The following is a 24018-nucleotide window of genomic DNA, read 5'->3' on the forward strand; positions in this document are numbered from 1 at the left end:
CAGGCACGTTAACTCCGGCCACAATGCATCGTCAAGCATTGAAGTCCGCGGATGCCTTCGGATCGGCGGCCGGCGATTCCAGCCAGGTTCGCAGCGCCCACCACAGTCGCAGCAGCTCCGGCACGCTCCGGTGGTCGCCCGGCTCGCCCGCGACGATCGGCACGCCGGTGAGCTCGTGCAGGCGGCGCAGCCGGTATCGGACGGTGTTCGGATGCACGTGCAGGGCGGTGGCGGTGTGATCCAGGCGCTGACCGTGGTCGAGATAGGCCAGCGCGGTCGACGCCAGCTCCCGGTGGAAGTCGTCGGCAGCCCGCAGCTCGCCGAGGAACGCCGCGCTGTTCAGGCCCGCCAGCAGCGGCTGCGCCGTCAGTGCGAGGTCGACGGCGTGGTCCATGAGCAGGTGCGGGCCCCGGCGCGGCGAACGGGCCGCCAGCGGCAGGGCGGCCAGGCAGAGCCCGTACATCGACGGGAGCTCGCTCAGCGGCGCGGCGGGGCCGGCGACGACGAGCAGGTCCGTCTCGCAGCCCGCCGGCAGCCGGTGCGTGAGCGCGGCCAGGCGGCCGCCGACCGTACCGCAGACTCCGCCCGCGGCCGCCAGCCGGCGGCCCGCCGGGCGCAGCCGCGCGGGGTCGCCGACCTCGGCGACCAGGCAGTGGTAGCGGCCGTCCGGGCGCAGGCCCACCCGGGCGAGCTCCGCCGGCGACGGCTCGGGCTCCTCGCCGAGCAGCAGCCCGCGCAGCACCCGGTCGCCGGCGTCCGCCCGGTCGCCGGCGAGGTCCCGCTCCGCCGCGCGATGGCCGGAGATCACGTGGCGCTCGAGCGCGCCCAGGTAGCGGTCCATGTCCAGCAGCACCTCGAGCAGCAGGCCGTCCGGGATGTCCGCGGCCCGGGCCCGTTGCACGGCGATCTCCAGCGCCCGGGTACGCCCCGCCTGCACGGCGCCGAGCAGCCCGCCGATCGAGATGCCCTGCGCGGCCCGGTCGGCGCCGAGGCGGGCGGCCTCGGCGAAATCGCGCTCGCTGGGATCGCCGGACCGCTCGAACGAGGCAAGCCCGGCCGCGAACAGGATCGCTACGTGGCGCCGGGTCTCCGCCGGCGGCAGCCGGGCCACCTCCGGCGCCTGCGCCCGGGCCGCCTCGACCAGCTCGTCGACGATCCGTTCGTCGGCCGCCATGTCCCACAGCACCTTGAGGAACACGTCGCCCCGCGTCGTCAGCGCCATCTTCGCTCCCGGAAGCCGGCCGGTTGTCCGTGCCGCACAACGGCCGGCCCGGATGTTGGCGACCGGCACCTATCGACAGCCGCCGATTCAGTATTACCTATGCGTTACCGCAAAGTAACAACGCCGGCGTTCAGGAGAGTCCCGTGGCACTCAAGTCCTCCGCGCTCGTCGCCCTCGTCGCCGTCCTCACCGCGGCACCGCTGCCGGCCTCCGCCGCGCCGCCGCCGCTGCGGGAGGTGATGTTCGTCGGCAACAACTGGGAAGGCACCGTCGACGTCATCGGATCCAGCGGCGGCTACGGCAAGCTCGGCCGGATCAACGTGATCCCGGACAAGGACGCCCGGCTCTGGGAGATCTACCTGAACCCGATCAGACTCGCGTTCTTCCTCGGCATCCGCTCGGGCCCGGGCGAGGGACACGACCAGCTGGTCGACGACATGTACACCACGCCGGACGGCGGCGCGCTTGTCGCCTCGCGGCCGAGCTTCGCCGACGTGGTCTCCATCGACCTGCGCACCGGGGCGGTCAGGTGGCGCTTCGCGGTCTCCGGCTACCGCGCCGACCACATGGCGGTCAGCCCGGACGGGACCAGGGTCGCGGTGTCGGCGTCCACCTCGAACACCGTGCACGTCCTCGACATCGCCACCGGCCGGCAGCTCGGCTCGTTCGCCACCGGCGACAAGCCGCACGAGAACATCTACTCCGCCGACGGCCGCTACCTCTGGAACATGTCCATCGGCGAGGTGAACACCGACCTCGACGACCCGATCTGGGACTGGACCAAGGGCAACCGGCGGATCACGGTCGCGGACACCACGACCTTCCAGACGGTACGCACGATCGACATGCGCGCCCGGCTCGACGCCTTCGGCCGCAGCGACCTGTCCAACGCGATGCGCCCGACGGTGTTCAGCGCCGACGGCTCGAAGCTGTACTTCCAGGTGTCGTTCTTCAACGGCCTGGTCGAGTACGACATCGCCACCGACCGGATCACCCGGGTGAAGACGCTGCCGAAGAACCCGGCGACCAGCGACGACCGCACCACCTTCGTCAACGACTCCCGGCACCACGGCCTGGCGCTGAGTCCCGACGGCGGCCGGCTCTGCGTGGCCGGGACCATGGACGACTACGCGACGGTGGTCGACCGCGCGACGCTGCAAGAGGGTGAGCTCGTACCGGCGGCCAAGCCGTACTGGGCGACGGTGAGCGGCGACGGCCGCGACTGCGTAATCTCGGAGTCGGGCGCGGACCAGGTCTCCGCGATCAGCTTCGCGACCGGCCGCCGGGTGGCGACCGTTGCGGTCGGCGACCACCCGCAGCGCGTCCGCATCGGACACGTGCCGGACAACTGGGCGCCGCCCGCCGCCCGCTGAGCGCGCCGGCCGCGGCCCCGGTTGACACCTCGGCCCTGCTGGGCGAGTGTTCCGAGATGAACGTTGACTGGCCCTCGGCAGGCACCCTCATGGCCTCCCGCTACCGGCTGGTGTCGCGCCTGGAGACCGGCGGGATGGCGCAGATCTGGCACGCCGACGACGAGTTGCTGGACCGCCCGGTCGCACTGAAACTGCCCGCCGGGCTCGACCCGGCCAGCGCCGACGTCCTGCACCTCGCCTGGAAAGAGGCGCGGATGGCGGCCCGGCTGTCGCACCCCAACATCGCCGCCGTGCACGACTACAACGCCGCGATGCGGCCCGAGGGCTACATGGCCCCGTTCGTCGTGATGGAGCTGCTGGCCGGCGAGTCACTCGCGGCCCGGCTGGCCCGCTCCCCGCTGGGCTGGCGTGAGTCGGCCAGCATCGGCGCGGCGGTGGCCGACGCGCTGAACGCGGCGCACGCCAACGGCGTGGTGCACCGCGACATCAAGCCGGGCAACGTCATGCTGACGCCGACCGGCGTCAAGATCCTCGACTTCGGGATCAGCGCGACGACCGGCGAGCCCGACGACGACGAGACAGGTGCGACGTTCGGCACCCCCGCGTACGTGGCGCCGGAGCGGCTCGACGGCAAGCCCGCTGAGCCGGCCACCGACGTGTACGGCCTGGGCGTGCTGCTCTACGAGATGGTCACGGGCGAGCCGCCGTACCCGGTGGACACCTGGGAGGAGCTCGACGCGGCCCGCACGGCCCCGCCGCGCGCGCTGCCGCCCGGCCTGCCCGTCGCGTTCCGGGACCTGGTCGAGTCGTGCCTGCGGGAGGAGCCGGACCTGCGGCCGACCGCCGCGCACGTCGGTCACGGGCTGGCCACCCTCACGCCCCCGCCGCCCGCCACCCGGCGCCGCCCGGCCCGCCGGCGCCTGGCCCTGTTCTCCGGGCTGACCGCGCTCGTCGTCTCGGTCATCGCCCTCTTCGCGGCGCTGGGCTCGTCGCGCCAGACCCTCGACGCCACCGGCGAGCCCTCGGCGACCGCCGCGCCGACCGCCGCACCGCCGAGCCCGGCACCCACGACGCCCGGCACCCTCTCGGCGCCGCGGCGCACGGCCGCCACCACCGCCGCGCCGCTGCGCGTCGACGACGCGATCGACCGGGTCCGGTCGGCCGTCGTGGCCGGCCGGGAGCTGGGCGAGATCCGCCCCGACGTCGCGCAGGACCTGATCAATCTGCTCGGGCCGCTGGGCCGGGCCAAGGCCGCTGACGTGCTCCAGCACGCGAAGGAGTTGCAGCGCAAGGTGCTCGAACGCGTCGAGGAGGGCAGCGTCGACGGTGACCGGGCCGACCTGTTGCGATCGCGGCTGGCCGACCTCGAACGGGCGGCCGAGCGCGGCTCAGGCTGAGCCGCGCAGCACCAGGCGGGTGCTCAGCACCAGCCCGCCCTCCTCGGCCTCCTCGCCGTCGATCTTGGCGAGCAGCAGCCGGACCATCTCCTGGCCCATCTCCTCGATGGGCTGGTGGACGCTGCTCAGCGGCGGGTCGGTGTGCCGGGCGATGACCGAGTCGTCGAAGCCGATGACCGCGATGTCGCGCGGCGCGACAAGACCGCGCTCCCGCATGACCCGCAGGGCGCCGGCGGCCATCATGTCGGCGGCGGCGAAGACGGCGTCGACATCGGGGTGCCGGTCGAGCAGCCGGCGCATGGCCTCGGCGCCGCTCTCCTCGCTGAAGTCGCCGTTCACGACGATGCCCTCGCCCACCACGTCGCGGTAGCCGTCGAGGCGCGCGATGCCGGCCGCCATGTCCAGCGGGCCGGTGATTGTCGCGATGCGCCGGCGTCCGAGCCGGGCCAGGTACTGGACCGCCTCCCGCGCGCCGCCGCGGTTGTCGGCGTCCACGAAGCAGCCGGGCTCGGCCTGGGTCGGGCGCCCGGCCCGCACGGTCGCGACGCCGCGCTGTTCGAGCGTGGACAGCAGCGTGTCGGCGCCGTGCAGGGAGAGCAGGAGCGCGCCGTCGACGTGCTGACGGGTCAGGTAGCCCTCCAGCCGCTCACGCTCCTGGCGCGACTGCGAGATCATCAGGACCATCTGGAGGCCCCGGTCGACCAGGCCCGACGAGATCGACTGCACGATCCGGCCGAAGAACGGCTCGGCGAAGAACCGCTCACCGGACTCGAAGATGACCAGGGCGATCGAGTCGGTCCGCTGTGTCACGAGCGTGCGGGCGGCCCGGTTCGGCACGTAGCCCAGCTCGGCGATCGCGTCCTTGACCGCGGCGCGGGCGGCGGGGCTCACCTGATCCGAGCCGTTCACGACCCGGGAGACCGTTCCGCGCCCGACTCCGGCCCGGACCGCGACCTGATCCAGCGTCGGTCTTCCCGTGCCCCGGGTCCGCTCCCCCGTCATCGCGTCCCCTCCTGGTCCGAGCTTCGCCAGACACAACTTATCTCCCACACGTTTCTCGGTGCCGTGCGGCGCGGCGCGCGCCGCTGTTTGTGTCCGGTATTACCCGTCTGGCGAGGTTTTCCAGCGCGGAAATCCTCAAGTCTCGCCGTCCGGGCCGGTCGCAACCGTGCGGCACCTGTTCGGGACCGGGCCGCGCACCGGCCGGACCGGATTGTTCTCCCCATGCCCGGCCGATAAACGGCCGGAACATGCGGGGGGAAGCCAAGAAATGCGTATCAAGTTTGCGAAGTCGTTGACCGTTCTGACTGCCATGGCCCTGGGCGCCGGTACCGCGATGGCGGGTACCACCGCCGCGACCGCCGCGCCGGCCAAGCCGTGTGTCACCGACAAGAACCTGGTGCCGTCCTGTGGCGTGTTGTGGGGTGCCGCCGCGGGTGGTTTCACCACCGCCCCGCGTGATGCCGAGCTGAAGAAGTGGGAGAAGACCTCCGGCCGGACCGCGAGTATTTTCCACACCTACCACAAGGGTGACGAGGCGTTCCCGACCCAGGCCGAGATCGACATGACGTCGGATCCGGCGAACCCGCGGGTGCTGCTGACGAACTGGAAGATCGCTTACGGCTCGTCGTGGGCGAAGGTTGCCAAGGGTGAGCAGGACAAGCGCATCGACGCGTTCGCCGCCCGGATCAAGAAGGACTACGGCGACAAGAAGTTCTTCCTGGTGCTCAACCACGAGCCGGAGAACGATGTGATCGCCAAGAAGGGCTCCGGCTGGGAGGCCAAGGACTTCGCCGCGATGTACCGCCACACCATCAAGCGCCTGGAGTCCAAGGGTGTGGACAATGCGATCAACGTGATGGCGTACATGGGTAACGAGAAGTGGATGGCCCAGTCCTGGTGGGCCGACCTGTACCCCGGCGACGACGTCGTCGACTGGATCGGCCTGGACTCGTACGTTTCGGCCGAGAAGGGTGCCTACCACTACGGTCAGTTCGCGGACCTGCTCGACCGTAAGGCGCCCAACGGTCCGACGTTCTACGACTGGGCCACCAAGAAGCACGCGAGCAAGCCGCTGATGATCGCCGAGTGGGGCGTGTACCACCGCATCGGTAAGCCGGTCGACAAGACCGCCGGCTACAACTCGGTGCTGCCGGAGCTGGCCAAGCGGCCCGGGATCAAGGCCATCGTCTACTTCGACACCAAGAACGACGACGAAGGCGACCGCGACATCAGCATCGACTCGACCAAGAACAACCTGGCCGCGTTCAAGAAGCTCGCCGCCAACCCGATCTTCAACGTCAAGATCGGCTGAACCACCCGCACTTCCCCACGAGCCGCCCGGCATCAGCCGGGCGGCTCGACCGCTTTCCGGGTCAGGCGGACATCCCGCCGTCGACGGCGATCGTGGCACCGGTGATGAAGCTGCTGTCGTCGCTCGCCAGGAAGAGCACCGTGCGGGCGATCTCGTCGACCGAGGCGTGCCGGGCGAGCGGGATCATCCGGTCGAAGGCCGCGGCCGCCGTGTCCGCGTCCGCGCCGGTGGCCTCCTGCTCGATCGCCCGCTGGAACGCCGTGTCGGTCGGCCCGGGGTGGATGGTGTTGACCCGGATGCGGCGGGCCGCGCACTCCTTGGCCGCCACCCGCATCAGCCCGACCTGCGCGTGCTTCGCGGTCGCGTAGCCGGCGATGCCCGGGTCCGCGGTCAGCCCGACCACGCTCGAATTGATGATCACGCTGCCGCCGTCGCGCATCGCCGGAAGGCCGTACCTGAGCACGTGGAACGCGCCGAGGACGTGGACGGCCAGGACCCGGGCGAAGTCCTCGACCGGGTAGTCGACGAGCGGCGCGATCGGGCCGCTGATGCCGGCGTTGCTGAACAGCACGTCGAGGGGGCCGAGGTCGTCGACGGCCGCGTTCACGGCGGCGCGCACCGCGTCGGGATCGGTGACGTCCGCGACGGTCGCGCCCGCGCCGAGGTCGGCGGCGGCCCGGTCCAGCGCCCCCGCGACGAGCCCGACCAGGTGCACCCGGGCGCCGGCCGCGACGAAGAGGCGCGCGGTGGCGAGGCCGATGCCGCTCTCCGCCCCGGTGATCAGCGCCGTCCGTCCGGCGAGCGGGTAGGTACTCATGCGAAGCCCGCGTTGATGGCGGTGCTGAGCCGCTGCTCGGTGAGCTCGCCGGCGCTGAGCTCGCCGACCACCGCGCCGCGCCGCAGGACCACCACCCGATGGCAGAGCTCGGTCAGCTCGGCGAGGTCGGTCGAGGCGAGCAGCACCACCCGGCCGTCGTCCGCCAGCTCACGCACGATCTCGTGCATCTCACCGCGGGCGCCGACGTCGACGCCGCGGGTCGGGTCGTCCAGCACGATCACCGCCGAGCCGGCGTCCAGCCACTTCGCGAACACCACCTTCTGCTGGTTGCCGCCGGAGAGCTCGCCGGCCAGGCCGTACATGTCGCCGCGGAAGCGCATCCGGCGCAGGTTGGTCTCGGCGCGGGCGCGCAGCTCGCGGCCGCGGCGCCACCAGGGTCCGGCGCCGATGCCGAGCCAGCGGACCGCTGTCGCGTTCTCCCAGACGGGCTGGTCCAGCATCAGCCCGAAACGCTTGCGGTCGCCGGGCACGAAGGCGACGCCGCGGCGTACGGCGTCGCGGAAGGACCGGGGTCCGGGGCCGCCGAGCAGGCCGACCCGGCCGGCGGCGGGCCGGCCGAGGCCGCAGACCAGGTCCAGTACGGCCAGGTGGCCCGCGCCCTCCAGCCCGGCGATGCCGACGATCTCGCCCGGCGCGACGCTCAGCGACACGCCGGCGAGCCGGCCCGGCACGTCCACGTCGGTCAGCGTGACGCCGGGGCCGGACCGCGGCCGGTGCCGCCGGGCCGCCGGACGGTGCGCGGGCGCTGCGTCGCCGAGCATGGCCCGGACCAGGTCGTCGAGGCCGAGCTCCGCCGTCGGCACGCCGCGCAGCGCCGGGCGGCCGTCGCGCAGCACGCTGATCCGGTCGGCGACCCGGCGCACCTCCTGGAGGAAGTGGGAGATGTAGAGGACCGCGATGCCGCGGGCGGCCACCCGCCGCAGCACCGCGTGCAGACGGTCGACGGCGGCGGCCGGCAGCGCCGAGGTCGGCTCGTCCAGGATCAGCACCCGGGGGCCGGTCAGCAGCGCGCGGCTCACCTCGAGCAGCTGCCGGTCGGCCAGGCTCAGCTCGCCGGCCGTCGCCCGGGTGGGCACCTCGGCCAGGCCGAGGTCGGCCAGGACCGGGGCGGCCCGGCGCTCCATCGTGGCCAGGCTGAGCAGGCCGTAGCGGCGCGGCAGGTCGGCGATGAAGAGGTTCTCGGCGACCGTCAGGTCCGGGAAGAGGCTGAGCTCCTGCGCGACGATGGCGATGCCGCGGGCGGCCGCGGCGCGCGGCCCGGCGAACCGGACCGGCGCGTCGTCCAGGGTGACCGCGCCGGCGTCGGGCGTCACCACCCCGCAGAGGATCTTCACCAGGGTGGACTTGCCCGCGCCGTTCTCGCCGACCAGCGCGTGTATCTCGCCGTCGCGCAGCTCGATGTCGCCGCCGTCCAGCGCCGTCACGCCGCCGTAGTGCTTGACCAGCCCGGCCGCCCGCAGCATCAGCGTGCCTGGTCCATCGGCTTGGTGTTCGCCGCCGGGTCCTTGAGCAGGCTGTCGATCTGGCTCTGGTAGCCGGCCTTCGCCGCGGCCGGTGTGCTGCCGCGCTGGATCACGTCGTCGACGTTCTCCTTCGTCACGATCAGGCCGGGGCTGACGAACCAGCCCTTCGGCAGCTCGAGCTCGCCCCGGACCGACTTGATCAGCATGGCGCTGGCGAGGTAGCCCTTGAGGTAGTGCTCGGGGTCGATGGTGGTGAAGTTGGTACCGTCCTTCACCGCCTGCAGGGTCTTGTCGTCGACGTCGAAGCCCGCGGTGAGCCACTTGCCGTTCTTCTCCTGCTTGAGCCGGGCCAGGTCGTAGCTGTCGGCGTCACCGACGCCGAGGAACGCCAGCGCGTCGCCGTGCGCGCTGACCAGCGAGGACCAGGCGCTGTAGTTCTTGGTCGGCTCGCTGTAGGTCTGGAACGGCCCGAGCACGGTGATGCCGGGCGCCTTCGCGTTCAGGGTCTCCTTGATCCCGGCGGCCCGGTTGTCCAGCACCGGGGTGCCCGGGTTGGGCACGCCGACGACCACCGTGCCGGTCGCGGTGGGGCTCAGGTGCTTGAGCAGCTCGCCGGCCATCTGCGCGCCGAGGTCGTAGTTGTCGTTGCCGACGTAGAACTCGATCTTGCTGCCGTCGGTCGGCGAGGTGTCGAGGGCGATGACGGGTACCCCGCTGTCGATCGCCTCCGCGGCGGGCCGGGTGAAGAGCGGCGGGTCGAGGTTCTCCAGGATCACCCCGTCGCGGGCGGTGGTGACGAGGTTCTGGAAGAGCTGCACCTCCGCGGGGCCGTCGGTGTCGGGCGGCCCGACGACCTGGAAGTCGACGTTGCCGTCGTCGGTCGCGGCCTGCGTGGCGCCGTCCGACATCTCGATGGCGAAGTTGAGGCTGACGTTGGCGACGGCGATGCCCATCTCGAGGCGGCCCTCCTCGTCACCACCGCCGCCGCTGTCGTCGCCGCCGCAGGCGACGAGTGCGAGCCCGAGACACAACACACCGGCGCCGGCGAGCAGGCGCCTCCCGTATGCAGACATGGCGTGACCTTCCTCAGATCGTCCGGGTGCGGTAACGGCGCAGGGCGGCATCGGCCGCGACGGCCACGAGGATGACGGCTCCGGTGGCGAAGCTCGTCCAGTTGATCGGGATGCGGAAGAAGACGAGCGCGGAGGTGACCAGGGCCAGGATCAGGGCGCCGATGATCGCGCCCGGCACCGAGCCCCGGCCGCCGCCCAGCGCCGTGCCGCCGATGATGGCGGCGGCGATCGCGGTCAGTTCGAAGCCCTCGCCGAGGGTGGGGTCGCCGGACATGAAGAAGGCCAGCGCGAGCGTGCCGGCCACGCCGGCCATCAGCCCCGACACGGCCAGCGCCTGGATCCGGATCCGGTCGACGGGCAGGCCGGTGTAGGCCGCCGCGTCCGGGTTGGACCCGATCGCGCGGACCTGCGCGCCGAACCGGGTACGGGTGAAGACGAGCGTCAGCACCGCACCCAGCACGACGAGCAGCGGCAGCGTGACGGGTACGCCGAGGTAGCGCCCGCCGAGGTCGACGAAGAAGGAGTTGTCCCGGGGCACCTCGAAGATCTGCTTCCCGGCGGCGAACGCGAGCGCGATGCCCCGGAAGAGCAGCGCCGTCGCCAGGGTGACGATGAACGACGGTATCCGGGCGTACGTGGTGATCACGCCGTTGAGCGCGCCGAGCGCGGTGGCCATCAGCAGGATCACCGGTACGGCCAGCCACGGCGGCATGCCGTCGCGCATGAGCACGGCGCCGACCACCATGCTGAGCGCGAAGTTGCCGCCCACCGAGAGATCGACCTCCCGCATGGCGAGCGGGAAGACCATGCCGGCCGCCATCAGCCCGACGTAGGCGGCGTTACGCCCGGTGGAGAGCAGGTTGTCGGCGTCGAGGAAGCCGGGCCGGAACACGCCGACCCCGAGGACGAGCACGACGAGAACGACGACCACGCCCGTCTCATCGCGGATGAGACGGCTCCACCGGCGCGGCCCGCGAGGCGGTACCGGCGCGGTGCCCTGAGAGTCGACGGTCAGCGGCCGTGTCATGGGATATGTTCGCGATGCGAACGTCCGGTTGCCATACGTACAAGAGTTGCGATCAATGACAGTCCATGTCAAGGGGCAACCACACCCCTCACCGCCTGTTGATATTCACGTTCATCTAGGTCATGTTGGACACATGCCGACCGTCCGGGACGCCGTCTACGAGGTGCTGCGCCGCCACGGCCTCACCACGCTCTTCGCGAATCCGGGGTCGACGGAGATCGCCTTCCTGGCCGGGCTGCCGGACGACTTCCGCTTCGTGCTCGCCCTGCACGAGGCCTCGGTGGTCGGCATGGCCACCGGCTTCGCGCTGGCGCGCGACCGGCCCGCCCTGGTCAACCTGCACACCACCGCCGGGCTGGGCAACGCCGTCGGCGCGCTGGCCACCGCGCGGGTCAACCGCAGCCCGCTCGTCGTCATCGTCGGCCAGCAGGACCGCCGGCACCTGCTGCTGGAACCGTTCCTCACCGGACGGCTGCGCGGCCTCGCCGGCGAGTACCCGGTCTGGCACTGCGAGCCGGCCCGCCCGCAGGACGTGCCGTCGGCGGTCGCCCGCGCCGTGCACGAGGCGAGCACCGCGCGCGGGCCGGCCCTGGTCGTCGTCCCGTCCGGCGACTGGGCCGAGGAACTGCCCGCCGGCGCCGAGGTCGCCGCGCCCGCGCTGGTGCACCGGCCGGCCGGCGCGCGGCACGCCGTCCCGCCCGCGCTCGCCGCCATGCTGCGCGACGCCGCCGCGCCGGCGCTGGTGACCGGCGCCGGAGCGAGCGACCCGGAGTGCTGGCGTGCGCTCGTCGCGCTCGCCGAACGGCTCGGCGCGCCGGTGTGGCAGGAGTCGTTCGGCGCCCGGGCCGGGTTCCCGCAGGATCATCCGCTCTTCGCCGGGCACCTGCCGGCGAGCCGGGGCCGGCTGCGTGCGGCGCTCGGCGCGTACGACGTGGTAGTCGTGGTGGGTGCGCCGGTGTTCCGGCAGTACCCGTACGAGACCGGGCCGCTGATCCCGCCCGGCACCCGGGCCGCCCTGATCACCGACGACCCGGACGAGGCGCATCGCGGACCCGTCGAGATCGCCGTACTGGCCAAGCCCGCGGCCGTGGTGCGCGAGCTGACCGCCCTGCTGCCGGCCCGCCCGTCCACCGGTGGCGTCCGGCCGGTCCCGCCGGCCGTGCCCGCGCCGGCGCCGGGCGCGCCGCTGCGGCCGCCGTGGGTGCTCGCCGAGCTCGGCCGGCGGCTGCCCGCGGACGTGGTGCTCGTCGAGGAGACCCCGTCGAGCCGTCCCGACCTGCACGCGCTCATCCCGGCACGCACCCCGCTGGGTTTCGTGAGCGCGGCGATGGGCGGCCTCGGCTTCGGCCTGCCCGCGGCGCTCGGCCTGCGCCTGGGCGACCCCGGGCGCCCGGTGGTGGCGGTCCTCGGCGACGGCTCCTCGATGTACAGCATCCAGGCGCTGTGGAGCGCGGCGCACTACCGGATCGGCGCCCTGCTGATCGTGCTCGCCAACGGCCGCTACGCGATCATGGACCGGCTCGCGGAGCGCGCCGGCGGCAAGCCCGCCTGGCCGGCCTTCACCGAGCTGAACATCTCCGGCATGGCCGCCTCGATGGGGTGCCCGCACGCTCGGGCGGCCACCGCGGCCGAGCTGACCGCCGCGCTGGACGAGGTGATACCGGGCCTGCGCGAGCGCCGCGAGCCGCTGCTGCTGGAGGTCGTGGTCGAGCCCGACCCGGAGTTCGACCCGATCACCCAGCAGGCCACGTCGCGCAAGCCCTCAAGAGAGTCGGACAGCCCGCCCTGATACGTCGGGCCGCAGGTTCTGCCCGATTGGTGGAAACTCGATCGCGGGTCCTTCATCCGCTCTCCCCCGGGTTTACGGTGTGCCGCGGAGGCGAACCATGAATCCCGAAGATCCGGTGTGGACCGACCGTGCGCTCGTGGCCCTTGCCGCCCGCCCGGCCGGCGCCGACGTCACCGTCGAGGACGTGACGGAGGAGGTCGGCGTCCTGTTCGCGGACCGGTTCGGCCCGGACGACCGCGACTATCCCGGCACCTCCGCGCGGCCGCTGTGGCACACCCGGGTGCGGGACGCGATCGCCCGGCTCCAGTCGTCCGAGTGGATCACGGTGGAGCCCCCGGCGCTCACGTCGGCCGGCCGGCGCGCCGTCCCGGCCGCGCGGCGGCGCCTGAAGGCCGCCGCCGATGTCGCCGCCACCACCACCGCGGCGCCCGCACCGGCGCAGGAGCACTTCGTCGTGGCCGGCGTGATCTCCACGCCGCTGCGCGATCCCGAGGCGCGCGACCGGCTCGGGCTCAGCCGGCACCCGGGCGGCCCGATCGCCGTCATGATCGAGCTGAACCTCCAGTTCGGGTCGGGCGTCGGCGACGCCTACGCGCGGCTGGAACGGCTGTGGGCCCGGGTCAACCCGCGCGGCGAGGCGCTCGTGCGTATCGCCGGCCGGTACGCGGCGGGCGAGCTCACCATGCCCGAGATCGAGCGGCTCGTCGCCGCGGACGCGGTGCCGATCGCCTGGCCGCGCCGCAGCATCCACCACGTCTGGCCGGACTTCCCGGTGCGGGCGCACGTGGACGCCTCCTGCGTGACCATCAAGGTGGACGCGGCGCGCAACTCGTTCGGCGCCTTCGGCCGCGGCATCGTCTGGGCGGTGGTCGACTCGGGGATCGACGCGACGCATCCGCACTTCGCGGCCGGCGGCACCCTCGACGACGACTCCGTGAAGGACCTGCACCGCTACTTCCCGCCGGCCGGTGCGCCGACCGCGCAGGGTGCGCTCGAGGACAGCAGCGGCCACGGCACCCACGTCGCGGGCATCATCGCGGGCAGCATCGGCGAGTGGGCGAAGGAGAAGGCGGGCCGGCAGGTCTTCGCCACCGAGAGCCGCTTCAACGTGGAGAATCCGGCGCGGCCGATGCGGGTGCCGCGCACGGCGATCGACCCGGCGGCGGTGTCCGGGATGGCGCCGCGGGCCCGGCTGGTCAGCCTCAAGGCGCTCGACTCGGCCGGCACGCCGGAGAACCGCGTGCACCGGATCATCCAGGCGCTCGCCTACGTGCGGGAGATCAACGGGGACAGCGTCGAGGGCATGCGCGTTCACGGCGTGAACCTCAGCGTCGGATACGAGTTCGACCCGCAGTGGTTCGCGTGCGGCCGCAGCCCGCTCTGCCAGGAGGTGGACCGGCTGGTGCGGTCCGGCGTGGTCGTGGTGGTCGCGGCGGGCAACTCCGGCTACGGCTCGGTGAACGCGACGATGGAGGCGCCGACGAAGTTCGGCCTCGGCATGACCATCAACGACCCCGGCAACTCCGACCTGGCGATCACCGTCGGCTCGACGCACCGCACCGCGCCGCACACCTACGGGGTCTCGTACTTCTCGTCGAAGGGCCCGACCGGCGACGGGCGCAACAAGCCCGACCTGGTGGCGCCGGGCGAACGGATCACCTCGTGTGCGGCGGGCGCCAACCTGGCCGCCGCGGTCGGCGCGAACCCGCCGGACCAGACGGCCGTCTACGTCGAGGACACCGGCACCAGCATGGCCGCGCCGCACGTCTCGGGCGCCGTCGCGGCGCTGCTGTCGGTCCGGCGCGAATTCATCGGACAGCCCGAGCGGGTCAAGACGATCTTCGTGGAGTCGGCGACCGACCTCGGCCGCGGCCGGGAGTTCCAGGGCGCCGGCCTGGTGGACCTGATGCGCGCACTGCAACAGAAGATCTGATCGCCGCTGGAGAAACGGAGCAGGTCATGACCGACTCGATCGCAGGACTACCGTTCTGGGAGATCACCTTCGACGCCGACGGCGACCCGGACGGTCCGGGCCGCGACGCCCTCCTCGCCGAGGTACCCGCCCGGGGCATCACGGACCTGTTCGTCTTCTCGCACGGCTGGAACAACGAGCGGCGCACGGCGCGGCGGCTCTACAACGGCTTCTTCGGCCTGCTGGCGGGCCAGCTGCGCGCCACGCCCGCCGATCCGCCGGTCGTCGCGGGCCTGGCCGGCGTGGTGTGGCCGTCCAAGCGCTGGTCCGACGAGCCCATCCCGGACTTCGGCCCGGCGACGGCGGCGGCGCTGCCCGGCGCCGCGGCCGCGACCGAGGTGGCGCCGGCACCCGCCGACGCCTCCTCGCCGACGCTGGACAAGCAGACCCTCGACGACCTGCGCGACACCTTCCCCGCGGCCACGCGCGCCCTGGACCGGATGGCCGCGCTGCTGGAGACCGAGCCGACCGACGCGGCGCTGGCGGAGTTCCACTCCCTGCTCGCGGAGTTCACCGCGGCGTCCGGCGCCGCACAGGACGACGGCGAGGGCGACGGCGCGGCGGCCGGGCCGCGGATGCTGGTGGACGCCCCCGAGCGGCTGTTCGAGCGGTACCGCGACGCGCTGCGCGACGCCGGCGTCGAGATCCCGGGCGGCTCCGGCGGCGCCGCCGGGCTCGGCGACCGGTTGAAGGGCGCGTGGAACGGCGCGAAGGAGGCGCTGCGGCAGGCCACCTACTGGGAGATGAAGAACCGCTCCGGTGTGGTGGGCCGCGACGGGCTCGGTCCGGCGCTCGCCGCCCTGCACGGCGCGGCTCCCGGGCTGCGGGTGCACCTGATCGGCCACAGCTTCGGCGCGCGGCTCGTCTCGTACGCGCTCGCGGGCCTGCCGGCCGGCCGGCCCACCTCCCCGGTCAAGTCCCTCACGCTGCTTCAGGGCGCGTTCTCCCACTTCGCGTTCGCGGATCCGCTGCCGTTCGACGCCGGGCGGCGGGGCGCCCTCGCCGGCCTGCAGCGCCGGGTCGACGGGCCGATCACGGTGTGCTTCTCCCGGCACGACGGCGCGGTGGGCCGCTTCTACCCGCTGGCCTCGTTCGCCGCCCGCGAGGACAGCGCCGGCGCGAACGACGCCATGTACCGCTGGGGCGGCATGGGCGCCGACGGGGCGCAGAACCAGGACGTCGCGCTGGACGCCATCGCGCCGGCCGGGTCCGCGTACCGGTTCTCGGCCGACCGGATCCTCAACATCGACGCCGCCGAGGTGGTGCACCACGGCGGGGCGCCGACCGGTGCGCACAGCGACATCGTGCACCCCGAGCTGACCTGGGTGGTGCTGGCGGCCAGCCGCGCCTGACCCGCCGGGCTGTCGGGTACCGGTCGCAGCACGGCCGTCCGCGGCGTGGCTCGCGATAGGATTTTCCCGACTTCGGCGGTGGCCATGAACCAACGGGAGCTAAGCATCCGGGTGCTCGGCGGCGCCGAGCTGGCCGTCGGCGGCCGCCCCCTCGTGGAGCTGGCCTCGGCCAAGGCGGCAGCCCTGCTGTTCTATCTGGCCGTGACCGGCACCGGGCACTCGCGCTCCGCGCTGGCCGGGCTGCTCTGGAGCGACCTGCCCGAGCCGGCCGCGCGGGCCAACCTGCGCCTGGTGCTGACCAAGCTGCGCCGGGTGCTGCCGGAGCACCTCGCGGTGACGAGGCAGAGCGTGGCGCTCGACGACCGGCCGGGCGTCTGGGTCGACGCCGCCGAGGTGGCCCGGGCGGCCGCCGGCCCGGACGACGCGGGGCTGCTTGCCGCCGTCCGGCTCTGCCGCGGCGACCTGCTCGCGGGCTTCGACGTCGCCGGCGCCCCGCTGTTCGACGACTGGCAGGCCGCGCAGCGGGCCGCGACCCGGGCCGACATGCTCTCGCTCATGGACCGTGCCGTCCGGTGCGCCGCCGCCCGGGCCGACGCGGTGGCCGGCATCGAGGTCGCCCGGCGCATGCTGGCGCTCGAACCGCTGCACGAGGAGGCGCACCGGGCCCTCATGTGCTTCCTTGCCGAGGACGGCCGGCGCAGCGCCGCGCTCGCACAGTACGAGACCTGCCGATACCTGCTCGACGAGGAGCTCGGCGGCCGGCCGTCGGCGGACACGGTCGCCCTGCGCGACGAGATCGCCGCCGGTGCCGGCGGGTTCACCCGGCTCGGCGCCGCGGCGCCGCCGCGCGCGGAACCCGACCGGGCCGCGCCGGGCCTGCCCCGCCCGCTCACCGGCCTGATCGGACGCGGCGAGGAGCTGGCGCGCCTCGACGGGCTCCTGGACGACCCCGCGTGCCGGCTGGTGACCCTGGTCGGGCCCGGCGGCATCGGCAAGACCCGGCTGGCGGTGGAGGTCGCCGCCACCCGCCGGCACCGGCACCGCGACGGCGCGGTCTTCGTGTCGTTCGCGGGCACCGGCCCGGCCGGGCCGGACGAGGCCGCCGACCTGGTGGTGGCGAACCTGGCCCGGGTGCTCGGCCTGTCGATGGCGGTGCCCCGCGATCCGCTCGATCTGCTCGCCGACCACCTGTCCGGCCGGGAGCTGCTGCTGGTGCTGGACAACCTGGAGCATCTCCGCGACGCCGCGGGCGTGATCGACCACCTGCTGCGCCGGGCGCCGGGCACCCAGGTGCTGGTGACCTCGCGGCGGCGGCTCGGGCTCGGCGCGGAATGGCTCGTCGAGGTTCCCGGCCTGCCCTGCCCGCCGCCGGGTGCCGGCGCCGACGGCTACGCCGCGGTCCAGCTCTTCGAGGAGCGGGCCCGGCTGCTGCGGCCCGGATTCGTCACCGGCGCCGACCTCGAGGGGACCGCCCGGGTGTGCCGCCTGGTGTCCGGCGTGCCGCTCGCCATCGAGCTGGCCGCCCGCTGGGTGCGCTCCGCCCGCCCAGCCGCCATCGCCGACCGGCTCGGGCGCGGGCTCGAACTGCTCGAGACCACGGCGCCGGACGTCGAGCGGCGGCACCGCAGCGTGCGCGCCGTCATCGACTGGTCGTGGCACCTGCTCACCGACGAGGAGGAGCGTGCCCTCCAGCGCCTCTCCGTGTTCCGCGGCGGCTTCGACCTCGACGCCGCCGCCGCGGTGGCCGGCGCGGGCCTGCCGCTGCTGGCCGGCCTGGTCGACCAGTCGCTGGTCACCGTCGGCGAGGACGGCCGCTACGACATGCACGAGCTGCTCCGGCAGTACGCCGCCGAGCGCCTGGCCGCGGACGCCGGGCGGCAGTCGCGGGCCCGGCTGCGCCACGCGGAGCACTACGCCGCGCTGCTGCCGGCGCCGGCCGAGTTCCTCGCCGAGGATCCGGGGTTCCTCGACGCCGAGGCGGGCAACCTGCGCGCGGCCACCGAGCTGCTCGTGCGCGAGGCCGACCCGGCGACGCTCGACGCGCACCTGCTCCGGATCTGGTCGCTCTACCGGCACCTGGGGTGGTTCCGGGAGGCGCAGGCCGCCCTCGGCGCGGCGCTGGACCGGCCGGACGGCACCCGGCTGGAGCGGGGTCGCTGGCACCGCATGCTCGGCGAGGCACACCAGCAGCTCGGCGCGGCGGTCCCGGCGCGGGACCACCTGGAACAGGCCCTGGACCTGCTGGACTCCCCGGTGCCGGCGTCGGCGCCCGGACGACTGGCCGTGTTCATCGCGGAGATGGCGACCCGGGCCCTGCGCGGGCTGCGACCGGGAGGCCGGGCCGCGCGGCCGCGGCATCGCGCCGCCGCCCGGGAACGCTCGGCGACGAACTTCGCGATCAGCGAGGTCTACTGGGTGCGGGACGAGCAGCTCGCCGTCCTGCCGAGTTCGATCCGGGCGCTCAACGAGGCCGAGCGGACCGGGGACATCGACCTGACCGCGCGGGCACAGGCGGGCCTGGGCATGGTCCTCGGCGCGGCCGGATTCCGCCGCCTCGCGCGGGGGCACATCCGCGCCGCGTGCGCGGCGGCGGAGCGGACCGGCAACCCCGTCACCATCTGCTGGGTCGGAATCATGAGCGCGCTGCACGGGATCGGCGCCGGCGACTGGGCCGCGGTCGACGCGGGTACGGCCCGGGCCCTGGCCCTGCGCGAGCGGACGCCGATGTACCGCTGGACGGACGAGCTGCTGCTGGCCTCCGCCGTCGCCTGGCATCTGGCCGCCCGGCACGAACAGGCGGCCGCCGCGGCGGCCGAGGGCATTGCCGCGGGCGCGGGCCGCCGCGATCCGGTCGTGCACCTGTGGGGCCTGCTGGTTCTGATGGAGACGACCCTGCGCACCGACCCGCGCGACCCGGCCCTGCCGCGCCGGCACGAGGAGGCCGTCCGTCTGCTGCCGGCGGCGAACCGCGTCGACGCCGCCCGGGTGCACGTCGCCGGTGCCCGGCTGCACCTCGCCGCCGGGCGGGCGGCGCAGGCGTGGCAGGCCGTCCGCGCCGCCGACGACCTGCTGGGCCCGGGACCCTCCTACGAGCAGTACGCCCTCGAGGCGCACGCCGGCGTGCCCGAGATCTGCCTCGCGCTGCTGGAACTCGGCGGCGAGCACCCCGCCGAGTTGCGGTCGACCGCCGCCGGCGCCACGCGCAGGCTGCGCCGGTACGCACGCCGGTACCCGATGGCCAGGCCGCGGGCGCTGCTCTGCCGCGGCCGGCAGGCCCGGCTGGACGGCCGCGCCGCCGGCGCCCGGCGCGCGCTGGCCCGGGCCGCCCGCGAGGCCGAGCGGCTGCGAATGCCCTACGAGCTGGCCCGCGCGCACGAGGAGCTCGGCCACGACCTGTCCGCGGGGCAGCGCTCACCGCTCGGCCTCGACGGCGCCGAGCATCGACGGCTGGCGATCGCCGGGTTCCGCGCCATCGGATGCGGCCCGGGTACGCGGGGCCTCGCCGGATTACCCGTTCGTACGTAACCGGTTCCGGAACTCAGGCGAGTTGTCCTGATCGGGCCGCTAATGCCGTGCGGGGCTGCTGGGACGCCGCTTGACATGCGGCTTCGTCTATCGCTTTCTGTGACCTGATTCATTGCAGCACGGTTACAGAAAGGACATCACCGCATGACGACCCGGCCGCTTCGCCGGCACCTCGCCCGCATACTCCCGCTCGCTCTCGCGCTGACGGCCGCCGGCACGCTCGGGGGTGCGGCCGCCGAGGCCGCTCCGCCGGCGGCGGCGACCGGGCCGGACCTCGGTGCCAACGTCACCGTCTTCGACCCGAGCATGCCGGTCAGCGAGATCCAGGCGACCCTGGACGCCACGCACGCGCGGCAGGTCGACAACGAGATGGGCACCGCGCGCTACGCGTTCCTCTTCAAGCCCGGCACCTACGGCACGGCCGAGAAGCCGTTGCAGATCAAGGTCGGCTACTACACCGAGATCTCCGGGCTCGGTGCGTCACCGGCGGACGTGGTCATCAACGGCAAGGTCGAGGTCTACAACCGCTGCCTGGCCGACGGCGGCACCTCGAACTGCCTCGCGCTCGTCAACTTCTGGCGCACACTCTCCAACCTGTCGATCAAGGTCAACGGCGCGGGCCAGGACGGCTGCCGGGCCTCGGCGAACTTCTGGGCGGTGTCCCAGGCGGTGTCGCTGCGGCGGCTGGACATCAGCGGCGGCAACCTGTCGCTGATGGACTACTGCACCGCCGGCCCGCAGTACGCGAGCGGCGGCTTCATCGCCGACTCGAACCTGCCGGACGTGATCAGCGGCTCGCAGCAGCAGTGGCTGACCCGCAACAGCAAGGTCAACAGCTGGTCCAACGGTGTGTGGAACCAGGTCTTCGCCGGTGTGCAGGGCGCGCCGGACGACGCCGCGTTCCCGAACCCGCCCTACACCACGCTGGCGCAGACCCCGGTCAGCCGGGAGAAGCCGTACCTGTTCGCCGACGCCAAGGGCGGCTACAGCGTCCGAGTGCCGGCCGCGCAGAAGAACTCCAGCGGCACCACCTTCGCCGCCGGGCTCACCCCGGGCCGCACGATCCCGCTGCGCGACTTCTTCGTCGCCAAGCCGTCCGACCCGGTGTGGCTGATCAACGCCAACCTCGCCCTCGGCAAGCACCTGCTGCTCACCCCGGGCGTGTACGACATCGCGCACAGCATCAACGTCTGGCGCCCCAACCAGGTGGTGCTCGGCATCGGCCACGCGACCCTGACCGCCGTCAACGGCGCGACCCCGCTCAGGATCGCGGACGTGCCCGGCGTCGTCGTCGCCGGCGTGACCATCGACGCGGGCAGCAAGGAGTCGCGCACGCTGCTGCAGGTCGGCAACAAGAACGGCATCGGGCTCAGCTCCGCGGCCAACCCGACCACGCTGTCCGACGTGTACTTCCGCGTCGGCGGGCCGCACATCGGCAAGGCCGACGTGGCGCTCGAGGTCAACAGCGACAACGTGCTCATCGACCACACCTGGGTGTGGCGCGCGGACCACGGCGTCGAGGGCTTCACCGGTGGCGTGAACGGTGACACCCAGCGCTGGCGCACCAACATCGGCCGCAACGGCGCCGTCATCAACGGCGACAACGTGACCGCGACCGGCCTGTTCGTCGAGCACTTCCAGGAGTACAACACCATCTGGAACGGCGACAACGGCACGACGGTGCTCTACCAGAACGAGCTGCCGTACGACCCGCCGACGCAGGCGGACTGGATGAACGACAACGGCACCGAGGGCTGGGCCGGCTACAAGGTCGGCAACAAGGTCCGCAACCACAAGCTGTACGGCGCGGGCGTCTACGTGTTCAACCAGAACAACCCGGCGATCCACACCGAGAACGGCTTCGAGGCGCCGAAGCGCCCGGGCGTCAAGCTGCACCACATCATGACGGTCAACCTCAGCGCCGGCATCATCGACCACGTCGTCAACGGCGTGGGCGACGCGGCGGACACCACGAAGATCGGCGTACCGGTGTACGTGCCGGACTACCCGGCCGCACCGTAACCCGCGGCACCCTTTCGGTGGGCCGGAGCCTCGCGCTCCGGCCCACTGAGCTGTCCGCGCAGCTGGTGCAGCGCGCGGCCGATCAACCGCGAGACGTGCATCTGCGAGATGCCGACCTGCTGGGCGATCTCGGCCTGGCTCAGGTTGCCGTAGTACCGCATGGTCAGGATGCGCTGCCCGCGCTCGTCGAGCGAGGCCAGCGCCGGACCGAGCGCGATGCGCGCCTCGGCGAGCTCGAGGCCGTGATCCTCGCCGCCGAGGGTCTCGGCATGCGCGGACAGCGACGCGGCCTCGTAGGCACGCGCGCCCTCCAGCCCCTCCAGGACCTCCTCCTCGGTGATCCCGAGGTGTGCGGCGATCTCCGCGACCGTCGGCGAGCGGCGCAGCGCCGGCGTCAGGGTGCCGTTCGCGGCGGTGATGAGCCGGCGCAGCTCCTGTAGGCGCCGCGGCACCCGGATGGCCCAGGTCCGGTCCCGGAAGTGCCGCTTGATCTCGCCGAGCACGGTCGGGATGGCGTAACCGGGGAAGTCCGTGCCGAGGGCGGGGTCGAACTTGTCGACCGCCTTGATCAGCCCGACCACGGCGGTCTGTAGCAGGTCGTCGTGGGGCTCACCGCGTCCGGCGTAGCGGCTCGCCAGGTGACCGGCCAGGGGCAGCCACGCCTCGATCGCCCGGGCCCGCAGGCCCGGGCGCGACGGGTGGCCGGCCGGCAGGTCCGCCACGGCGACGAGCAGGCCGAGGGCGTCGGCGTCGGTACGCAGGCCGGTCAGCGGGTCCTGCGACGCACGCCGTGCGGACTTCGTGATCATCCAACTAACGCTAGACCAACCGGATGATCCCCAACGGACCGAAGGTACGAGTCCCGTTCGTGTCGGCCCGGATCACCCCTGAGCTCAGAATCGGAACTGGCCGATCATGGCGTCGAGCTCCTTGGTCAGCTCGGCGAGCTGGGCCGCGGCCTGCTGGCTGTCCTCGACGCCGCGGGCGGTGGCCTCGGTGGCACCGGCGAGGCCGTCGACGTTGCCGGCGATCCGGGCGCCGCCGGCCGCGGCGTACCCGACGCTGCGGTTCATCTCGCTGGTGGTGGCGCTCTGCTCCTCCACCGCCGAGGCGATGGTGGCCTGCAGCCCGTTGACCCGGCTGATGATCTCGCCGATCTCGGCGATGGCGGCGACCGCGCGTTCCGTGTCGGTCTGGATGGCCTGCACCCGGCGCGAGATGTCCTCGGTGGCCTTGGCGGTCTCCTGCGCGAGGTCCTTGACCTCGCCCGCGACCACGGCGAAGCCCTTGCCGGACTCGCCGGCCCGGGCGGCCTCGATCGTCGCGTTCAGCGCGAGCAGGTTGGTCTGCGCGGCGATCGAGGTGATCGTGGCGATCACGCTGCCGATCTCGGCGGACGAGGAACCCAGGCTGGCGATCGTGCGGCCGGCCGAGTCGGCCACCTCCACCGCCTGTGCGGCGACGTGGGCGCCCTCGTTGGCGCTGCTCGCGATCTCGGCGATCGAGGCGCCCATCTCCTCGCTGCCGGCCGCGACGATCTGGAGGTTTCGGGAGACCTCGTCCGCGGTCTCCGCCACGCTGGCGGCCTGCGCGGACCCCTCACGGGACAGCGAACGGATCGACATGCTGCTCTCGGTCAGCGTGCTGGCGTGGTTCGCCACGCTGCGGACGCTGGCGGAGATGGTGCCCATGACGGCGCGGAGGGCCTCGGAGGCGCGCTGCATCGCCGACGACATCTGGCCGAGCTCGTCGTTGCCGCGTACCTCCGGCGAGTGGGTGTAGTCGCCGACGGCGGTCGCCTCCAGGGCCGAGGCCACCTCGCGCAGCTGCCGGACCATCGGGCGGGCGATCATCATGGACAGCGCCAGGCCCAGCAGGAGCGCGCCGAGGGTCAGCACGATGGTGACCGCCAGCGCGGTGCGGTACTCGCTGCGCCCCTCGTCGGCGGCGGCGTCGGCGGTGGCCCGCTCGCTGGCGATCAGGGCGCTCAGGGCGTCGCTCATCCGGTCGGCGTTCTGCCGGAACTGGAGGATCACCGACGCTCCGGGCGCGGTGGCGGCGTTGAACACCCAGCTGTCGCGCACCTTCTGGTAGTCGGCCCAGGCCTGGCTGAACTTCTCGATCTCCGCCTGGCGCGGGTCGTCCGCGCCGATGCCGGCCCGGTACTGCTCCAGCGCCTTGTCCAGGTCGGCACCGTTCTTCTTGGCCTGCTCGACGACCTGCGCCTTGGCGTCGATGCCGTGCGCCGCCAGGTACGCCGCGAGGTCGCCGTTGGCGAGCTGGACACCCTTGCGGACGGTGTCGAGGCGTTCCTGGCCCGCCACGTTGACCGAGCGCATCTGGTCCAGGCTGGTGCTCAGGCTCGCCATCCGGGTCATCGCGAAGACGCTGACCACCACGGTGCCCAGGGCGACCGAGCCCACCGCGAGCATGATCTTGGTGGCCAACCGGCGGTTGGCGAACCAGGTCCCGACGAACCGGGTGGGATTGCGGCGCGGCAGCCGGGGGCTGTTGGCGTCGTTGGCCTTCATAGGTGCGTGTCCCTCGTGTTCCAGCTCGCCGGCGGGCTCCCCGGCGAGTGCGTGATCCCGGTCAGCCGGGCAGGCGGCGTCCGCACCCGGGCGGACCCTCCGCACGCCCATCGGCAGCTG

General features: G+C 73.3%; 16 protein-coding genes. 8 read left to right on the forward strand and 8 right to left on the reverse strand.

From position 1 onward, the window contains the following. Window positions 1–31: 31 nt before the first annotated feature. Window positions 32–1222: an RsbRD N-terminal domain-containing protein gene (locus tag BJ971_RS21575; RefSeq protein WP_184995045.1), complete on the reverse strand. Its 1191-nt coding sequence runs from the start codon at window positions 1220–1222 to the stop codon at window positions 32–34. Between the two features lie 143 nt (window positions 1223–1365). Here BJ971_RS21575 and BJ971_RS21580 point away from each other — a divergent pair, with 143 nt between their 5' ends. Both BJ971_RS21580 and BJ971_RS21585 read left to right on the forward strand, forming a co-directional pair. Continuing rightward, window positions 1366–2595 (forward strand): YncE family protein, encoded by a 1230-nt coding sequence (locus BJ971_RS21580; RefSeq protein WP_184995046.1) that lies wholly within the window; start codon window positions 1366–1368, stop codon window positions 2593–2595. Window positions 2596–2651: 56 nt separating this feature from the next. Continuing rightward, the gene (locus tag BJ971_RS21585; protein ID WP_184995047.1) at window positions 2652–3992 is read left to right on the forward strand and encodes a serine/threonine-protein kinase; all 1341 of its coding nucleotides are present in this window, start codon (window positions 2652–2654) and stop codon (window positions 3990–3992) included. Here the strand turns inward: BJ971_RS21585 and BJ971_RS21590 are convergent. Further along, window positions 3984–4994, reverse strand: coding sequence for a LacI family DNA-binding transcriptional regulator (locus tag BJ971_RS21590; RefSeq protein ID WP_184995048.1), 1011 nt, complete (start codon window positions 4992–4994; stop codon window positions 3984–3986). The two genes, BJ971_RS21585 and BJ971_RS21590, sit on opposite strands and share 9 nt — an antisense overlap. Window positions 4995–5262: 268 nt before the next feature. Here BJ971_RS21590 and BJ971_RS21595 point away from each other — a divergent pair, with 268 nt between their 5' ends. Next, complete coding sequence (locus tag BJ971_RS21595) at window positions 5263–6306, forward strand: glycoside hydrolase family 26 protein (RefSeq protein WP_184994467.1); 1044 nt, start codon at window positions 5263–5265, stop codon at window positions 6304–6306. Window positions 6307–6367: 61 nt separating this feature from the next. Here the strand turns inward: BJ971_RS21595 and BJ971_RS21600 are convergent, their stop codons facing one another. The 4 genes from BJ971_RS21600 to BJ971_RS21615 are packed head-to-tail and all read right to left on the reverse strand — an operon-like array spanning window position 6368 to window position 10611. Further along, a complete protein-coding gene (locus tag BJ971_RS21600) occupies window positions 6368–7123 on the reverse strand; it encodes an SDR family NAD(P)-dependent oxidoreductase (protein WP_184995049.1) in 756 nt (251 codons plus the stop codon). After that, a complete protein-coding gene (locus BJ971_RS21605; RefSeq protein ID WP_184995050.1) occupies window positions 7120–8607 on the reverse strand; it encodes a sugar ABC transporter ATP-binding protein in 1488 nt (495 codons plus the stop codon). Before BJ971_RS21605 ends, BJ971_RS21600 begins: the two co-directional genes overlap by 4 nt. Then, window positions 8607–9680 (reverse strand): sugar ABC transporter substrate-binding protein, encoded by a 1074-nt coding sequence (locus BJ971_RS21610; RefSeq protein ID WP_184995051.1) that lies wholly within the window; start codon window positions 9678–9680, stop codon window positions 8607–8609. Before BJ971_RS21610 ends, BJ971_RS21605 begins: the two co-directional genes overlap by 1 nt. A 13-nt stretch (window positions 9681–9693) precedes the next feature. Further along, window positions 9694–10611 (reverse strand): ABC transporter permease, encoded by a 918-nt coding sequence (locus BJ971_RS21615; protein ID WP_203709433.1) that lies wholly within the window; start codon window positions 10609–10611, stop codon window positions 9694–9696. A 229-nt stretch (window positions 10612–10840) separates the two neighbouring features. Here BJ971_RS21615 and BJ971_RS21620 point away from each other — a divergent pair, with 229 nt between their 5' ends. From BJ971_RS21620 to BJ971_RS21640, 5 genes are all read left to right on the forward strand, one after another. Continuing rightward, entirely contained in the window at window positions 10841–12496 is a 1656-nt protein-coding gene (locus BJ971_RS21620; protein ID WP_184995053.1) for a thiamine pyrophosphate-dependent enzyme, read from the forward strand. Window positions 12497–12593: 97 nt separating this feature from the next. After that, window positions 12594–14429, forward strand: coding sequence for a S8 family peptidase (locus BJ971_RS21625; protein ID WP_184995054.1), 1836 nt, complete (start codon window positions 12594–12596; stop codon window positions 14427–14429). 26 nt (window positions 14430–14455) lie between these two features. Next, on the forward strand, window positions 14456–15820 hold the full coding sequence (locus BJ971_RS21630; protein ID WP_184995055.1) for a serine-threonine protein kinase: 1365 nt from the start codon (window positions 14456–14458) through the stop codon (window positions 15818–15820). Window positions 15821–15904: 84 nt separating this feature from the next. Beyond that, on the forward strand, window positions 15905–19345 hold the full coding sequence (locus tag BJ971_RS21635) for an ATP-binding protein (RefSeq protein WP_184995056.1): 3441 nt from the start codon (window positions 15905–15907) through the stop codon (window positions 19343–19345). Between the two features lie 144 nt (window positions 19346–19489). Continuing rightward, the gene (locus BJ971_RS21640) at window positions 19490–21367 is read left to right on the forward strand and encodes a pectate lyase-like domain-containing protein (RefSeq protein ID WP_184995057.1); all 1878 of its coding nucleotides are present in this window, start codon (window positions 19490–19492) and stop codon (window positions 21365–21367) included. On the opposite strand, the gene BJ971_RS21645 is transcribed toward BJ971_RS21640, so the two are convergent. Both BJ971_RS21645 and BJ971_RS21650 read right to left on the reverse strand, forming a co-directional pair. Then, window positions 21349–22176 carry a SigB/SigF/SigG family RNA polymerase sigma factor gene (locus tag BJ971_RS21645; protein ID WP_184995058.1) on the reverse strand — a complete coding sequence of 276 codons (828 nt, stop codon included), beginning with the start codon at window positions 22174–22176 and terminating at the stop codon, window positions 21349–21351. The genes BJ971_RS21640 and BJ971_RS21645 overlap by 19 nt on opposite strands. Before the next feature lie 84 nt (window positions 22177–22260). Then, window positions 22261–24009 (reverse strand): methyl-accepting chemotaxis protein, encoded by a 1749-nt coding sequence (locus BJ971_RS21650; protein WP_184995059.1) that lies wholly within the window; start codon window positions 24007–24009, stop codon window positions 22261–22263. Between the last annotated feature and the right edge of the window lie 9 nt (window positions 24010–24018).

Origin of the sequence: Amorphoplanes digitatis, assembly GCF_014205335.1 — a bacterium.
Lineage (GTDB): Bacteria > Actinomycetota > Actinomycetes > Mycobacteriales > Micromonosporaceae > Actinoplanes > Actinoplanes digitatus.

Bases quoted from the DNA above. Each gene is read 5' to 3' on its own strand.
- BJ971_RS21645 (WP_184995058.1), bottom strand. From the start codon at position 22,176: ATGATCACGAAGTCCGCACGGCGTGCGTCGCAGGACCCGCTGACCGGC.
- BJ971_RS21625 (WP_184995054.1), top strand. From the start codon at position 12,594: ATGAATCCCGAAGATCCGGTGTGGACCGACCGTGCGCTCGTGGCCCTT.
- BJ971_RS21630 (WP_184995055.1), top strand. From the start codon at position 14,456: ATGACCGACTCGATCGCAGGACTACCGTTCTGGGAGATCACCTTCGAC.
- BJ971_RS21590 (WP_184995048.1), bottom strand. From the start codon at position 4,994: ATGACGGGGGAGCGGACCCGGGGCACGGGAAGACCGACGCTGGATCAG.
- BJ971_RS21635 (WP_184995056.1), top strand. From the start codon at position 15,905: ATGAACCAACGGGAGCTAAGCATCCGGGTGCTCGGCGGCGCCGAGCTG.
- BJ971_RS21600 (WP_184995049.1), bottom strand. From the start codon at position 7,123: ATGAGTACCTACCCGCTCGCCGGACGGACGGCGCTGATCACCGGGGCG.
- BJ971_RS21585 (WP_184995047.1), top strand. From the start codon at position 2,652: ATGAACGTTGACTGGCCCTCGGCAGGCACCCTCATGGCCTCCCGCTAC.
- BJ971_RS21575 (WP_184995045.1), bottom strand. From the start codon at position 1,222: ATGGCGCTGACGACGCGGGGCGACGTGTTCCTCAAGGTGCTGTGGGAC.
- BJ971_RS21605 (WP_184995050.1), bottom strand. From the start codon at position 8,607: ATGCTGCGGGCGGCCGGGCTGGTCAAGCACTACGGCGGCGTGACGGCG.
- BJ971_RS21650 (WP_184995059.1), bottom strand. From the start codon at position 24,009: ATGGGCGTGCGGAGGGTCCGCCCGGGTGCGGACGCCGCCTGCCCGGCT.
- BJ971_RS21595 (WP_184994467.1), top strand. From the start codon at position 5,263: ATGCGTATCAAGTTTGCGAAGTCGTTGACCGTTCTGACTGCCATGGCC.
- BJ971_RS21640 (WP_184995057.1), top strand. From the start codon at position 19,490: ATGACGACCCGGCCGCTTCGCCGGCACCTCGCCCGCATACTCCCGCTC.
- BJ971_RS21610 (WP_184995051.1), bottom strand. From the start codon at position 9,680: ATGTCTGCATACGGGAGGCGCCTGCTCGCCGGCGCCGGTGTGTTGTGT.
- BJ971_RS21620 (WP_184995053.1), top strand. From the start codon at position 10,841: ATGCCGACCGTCCGGGACGCCGTCTACGAGGTGCTGCGCCGCCACGGC.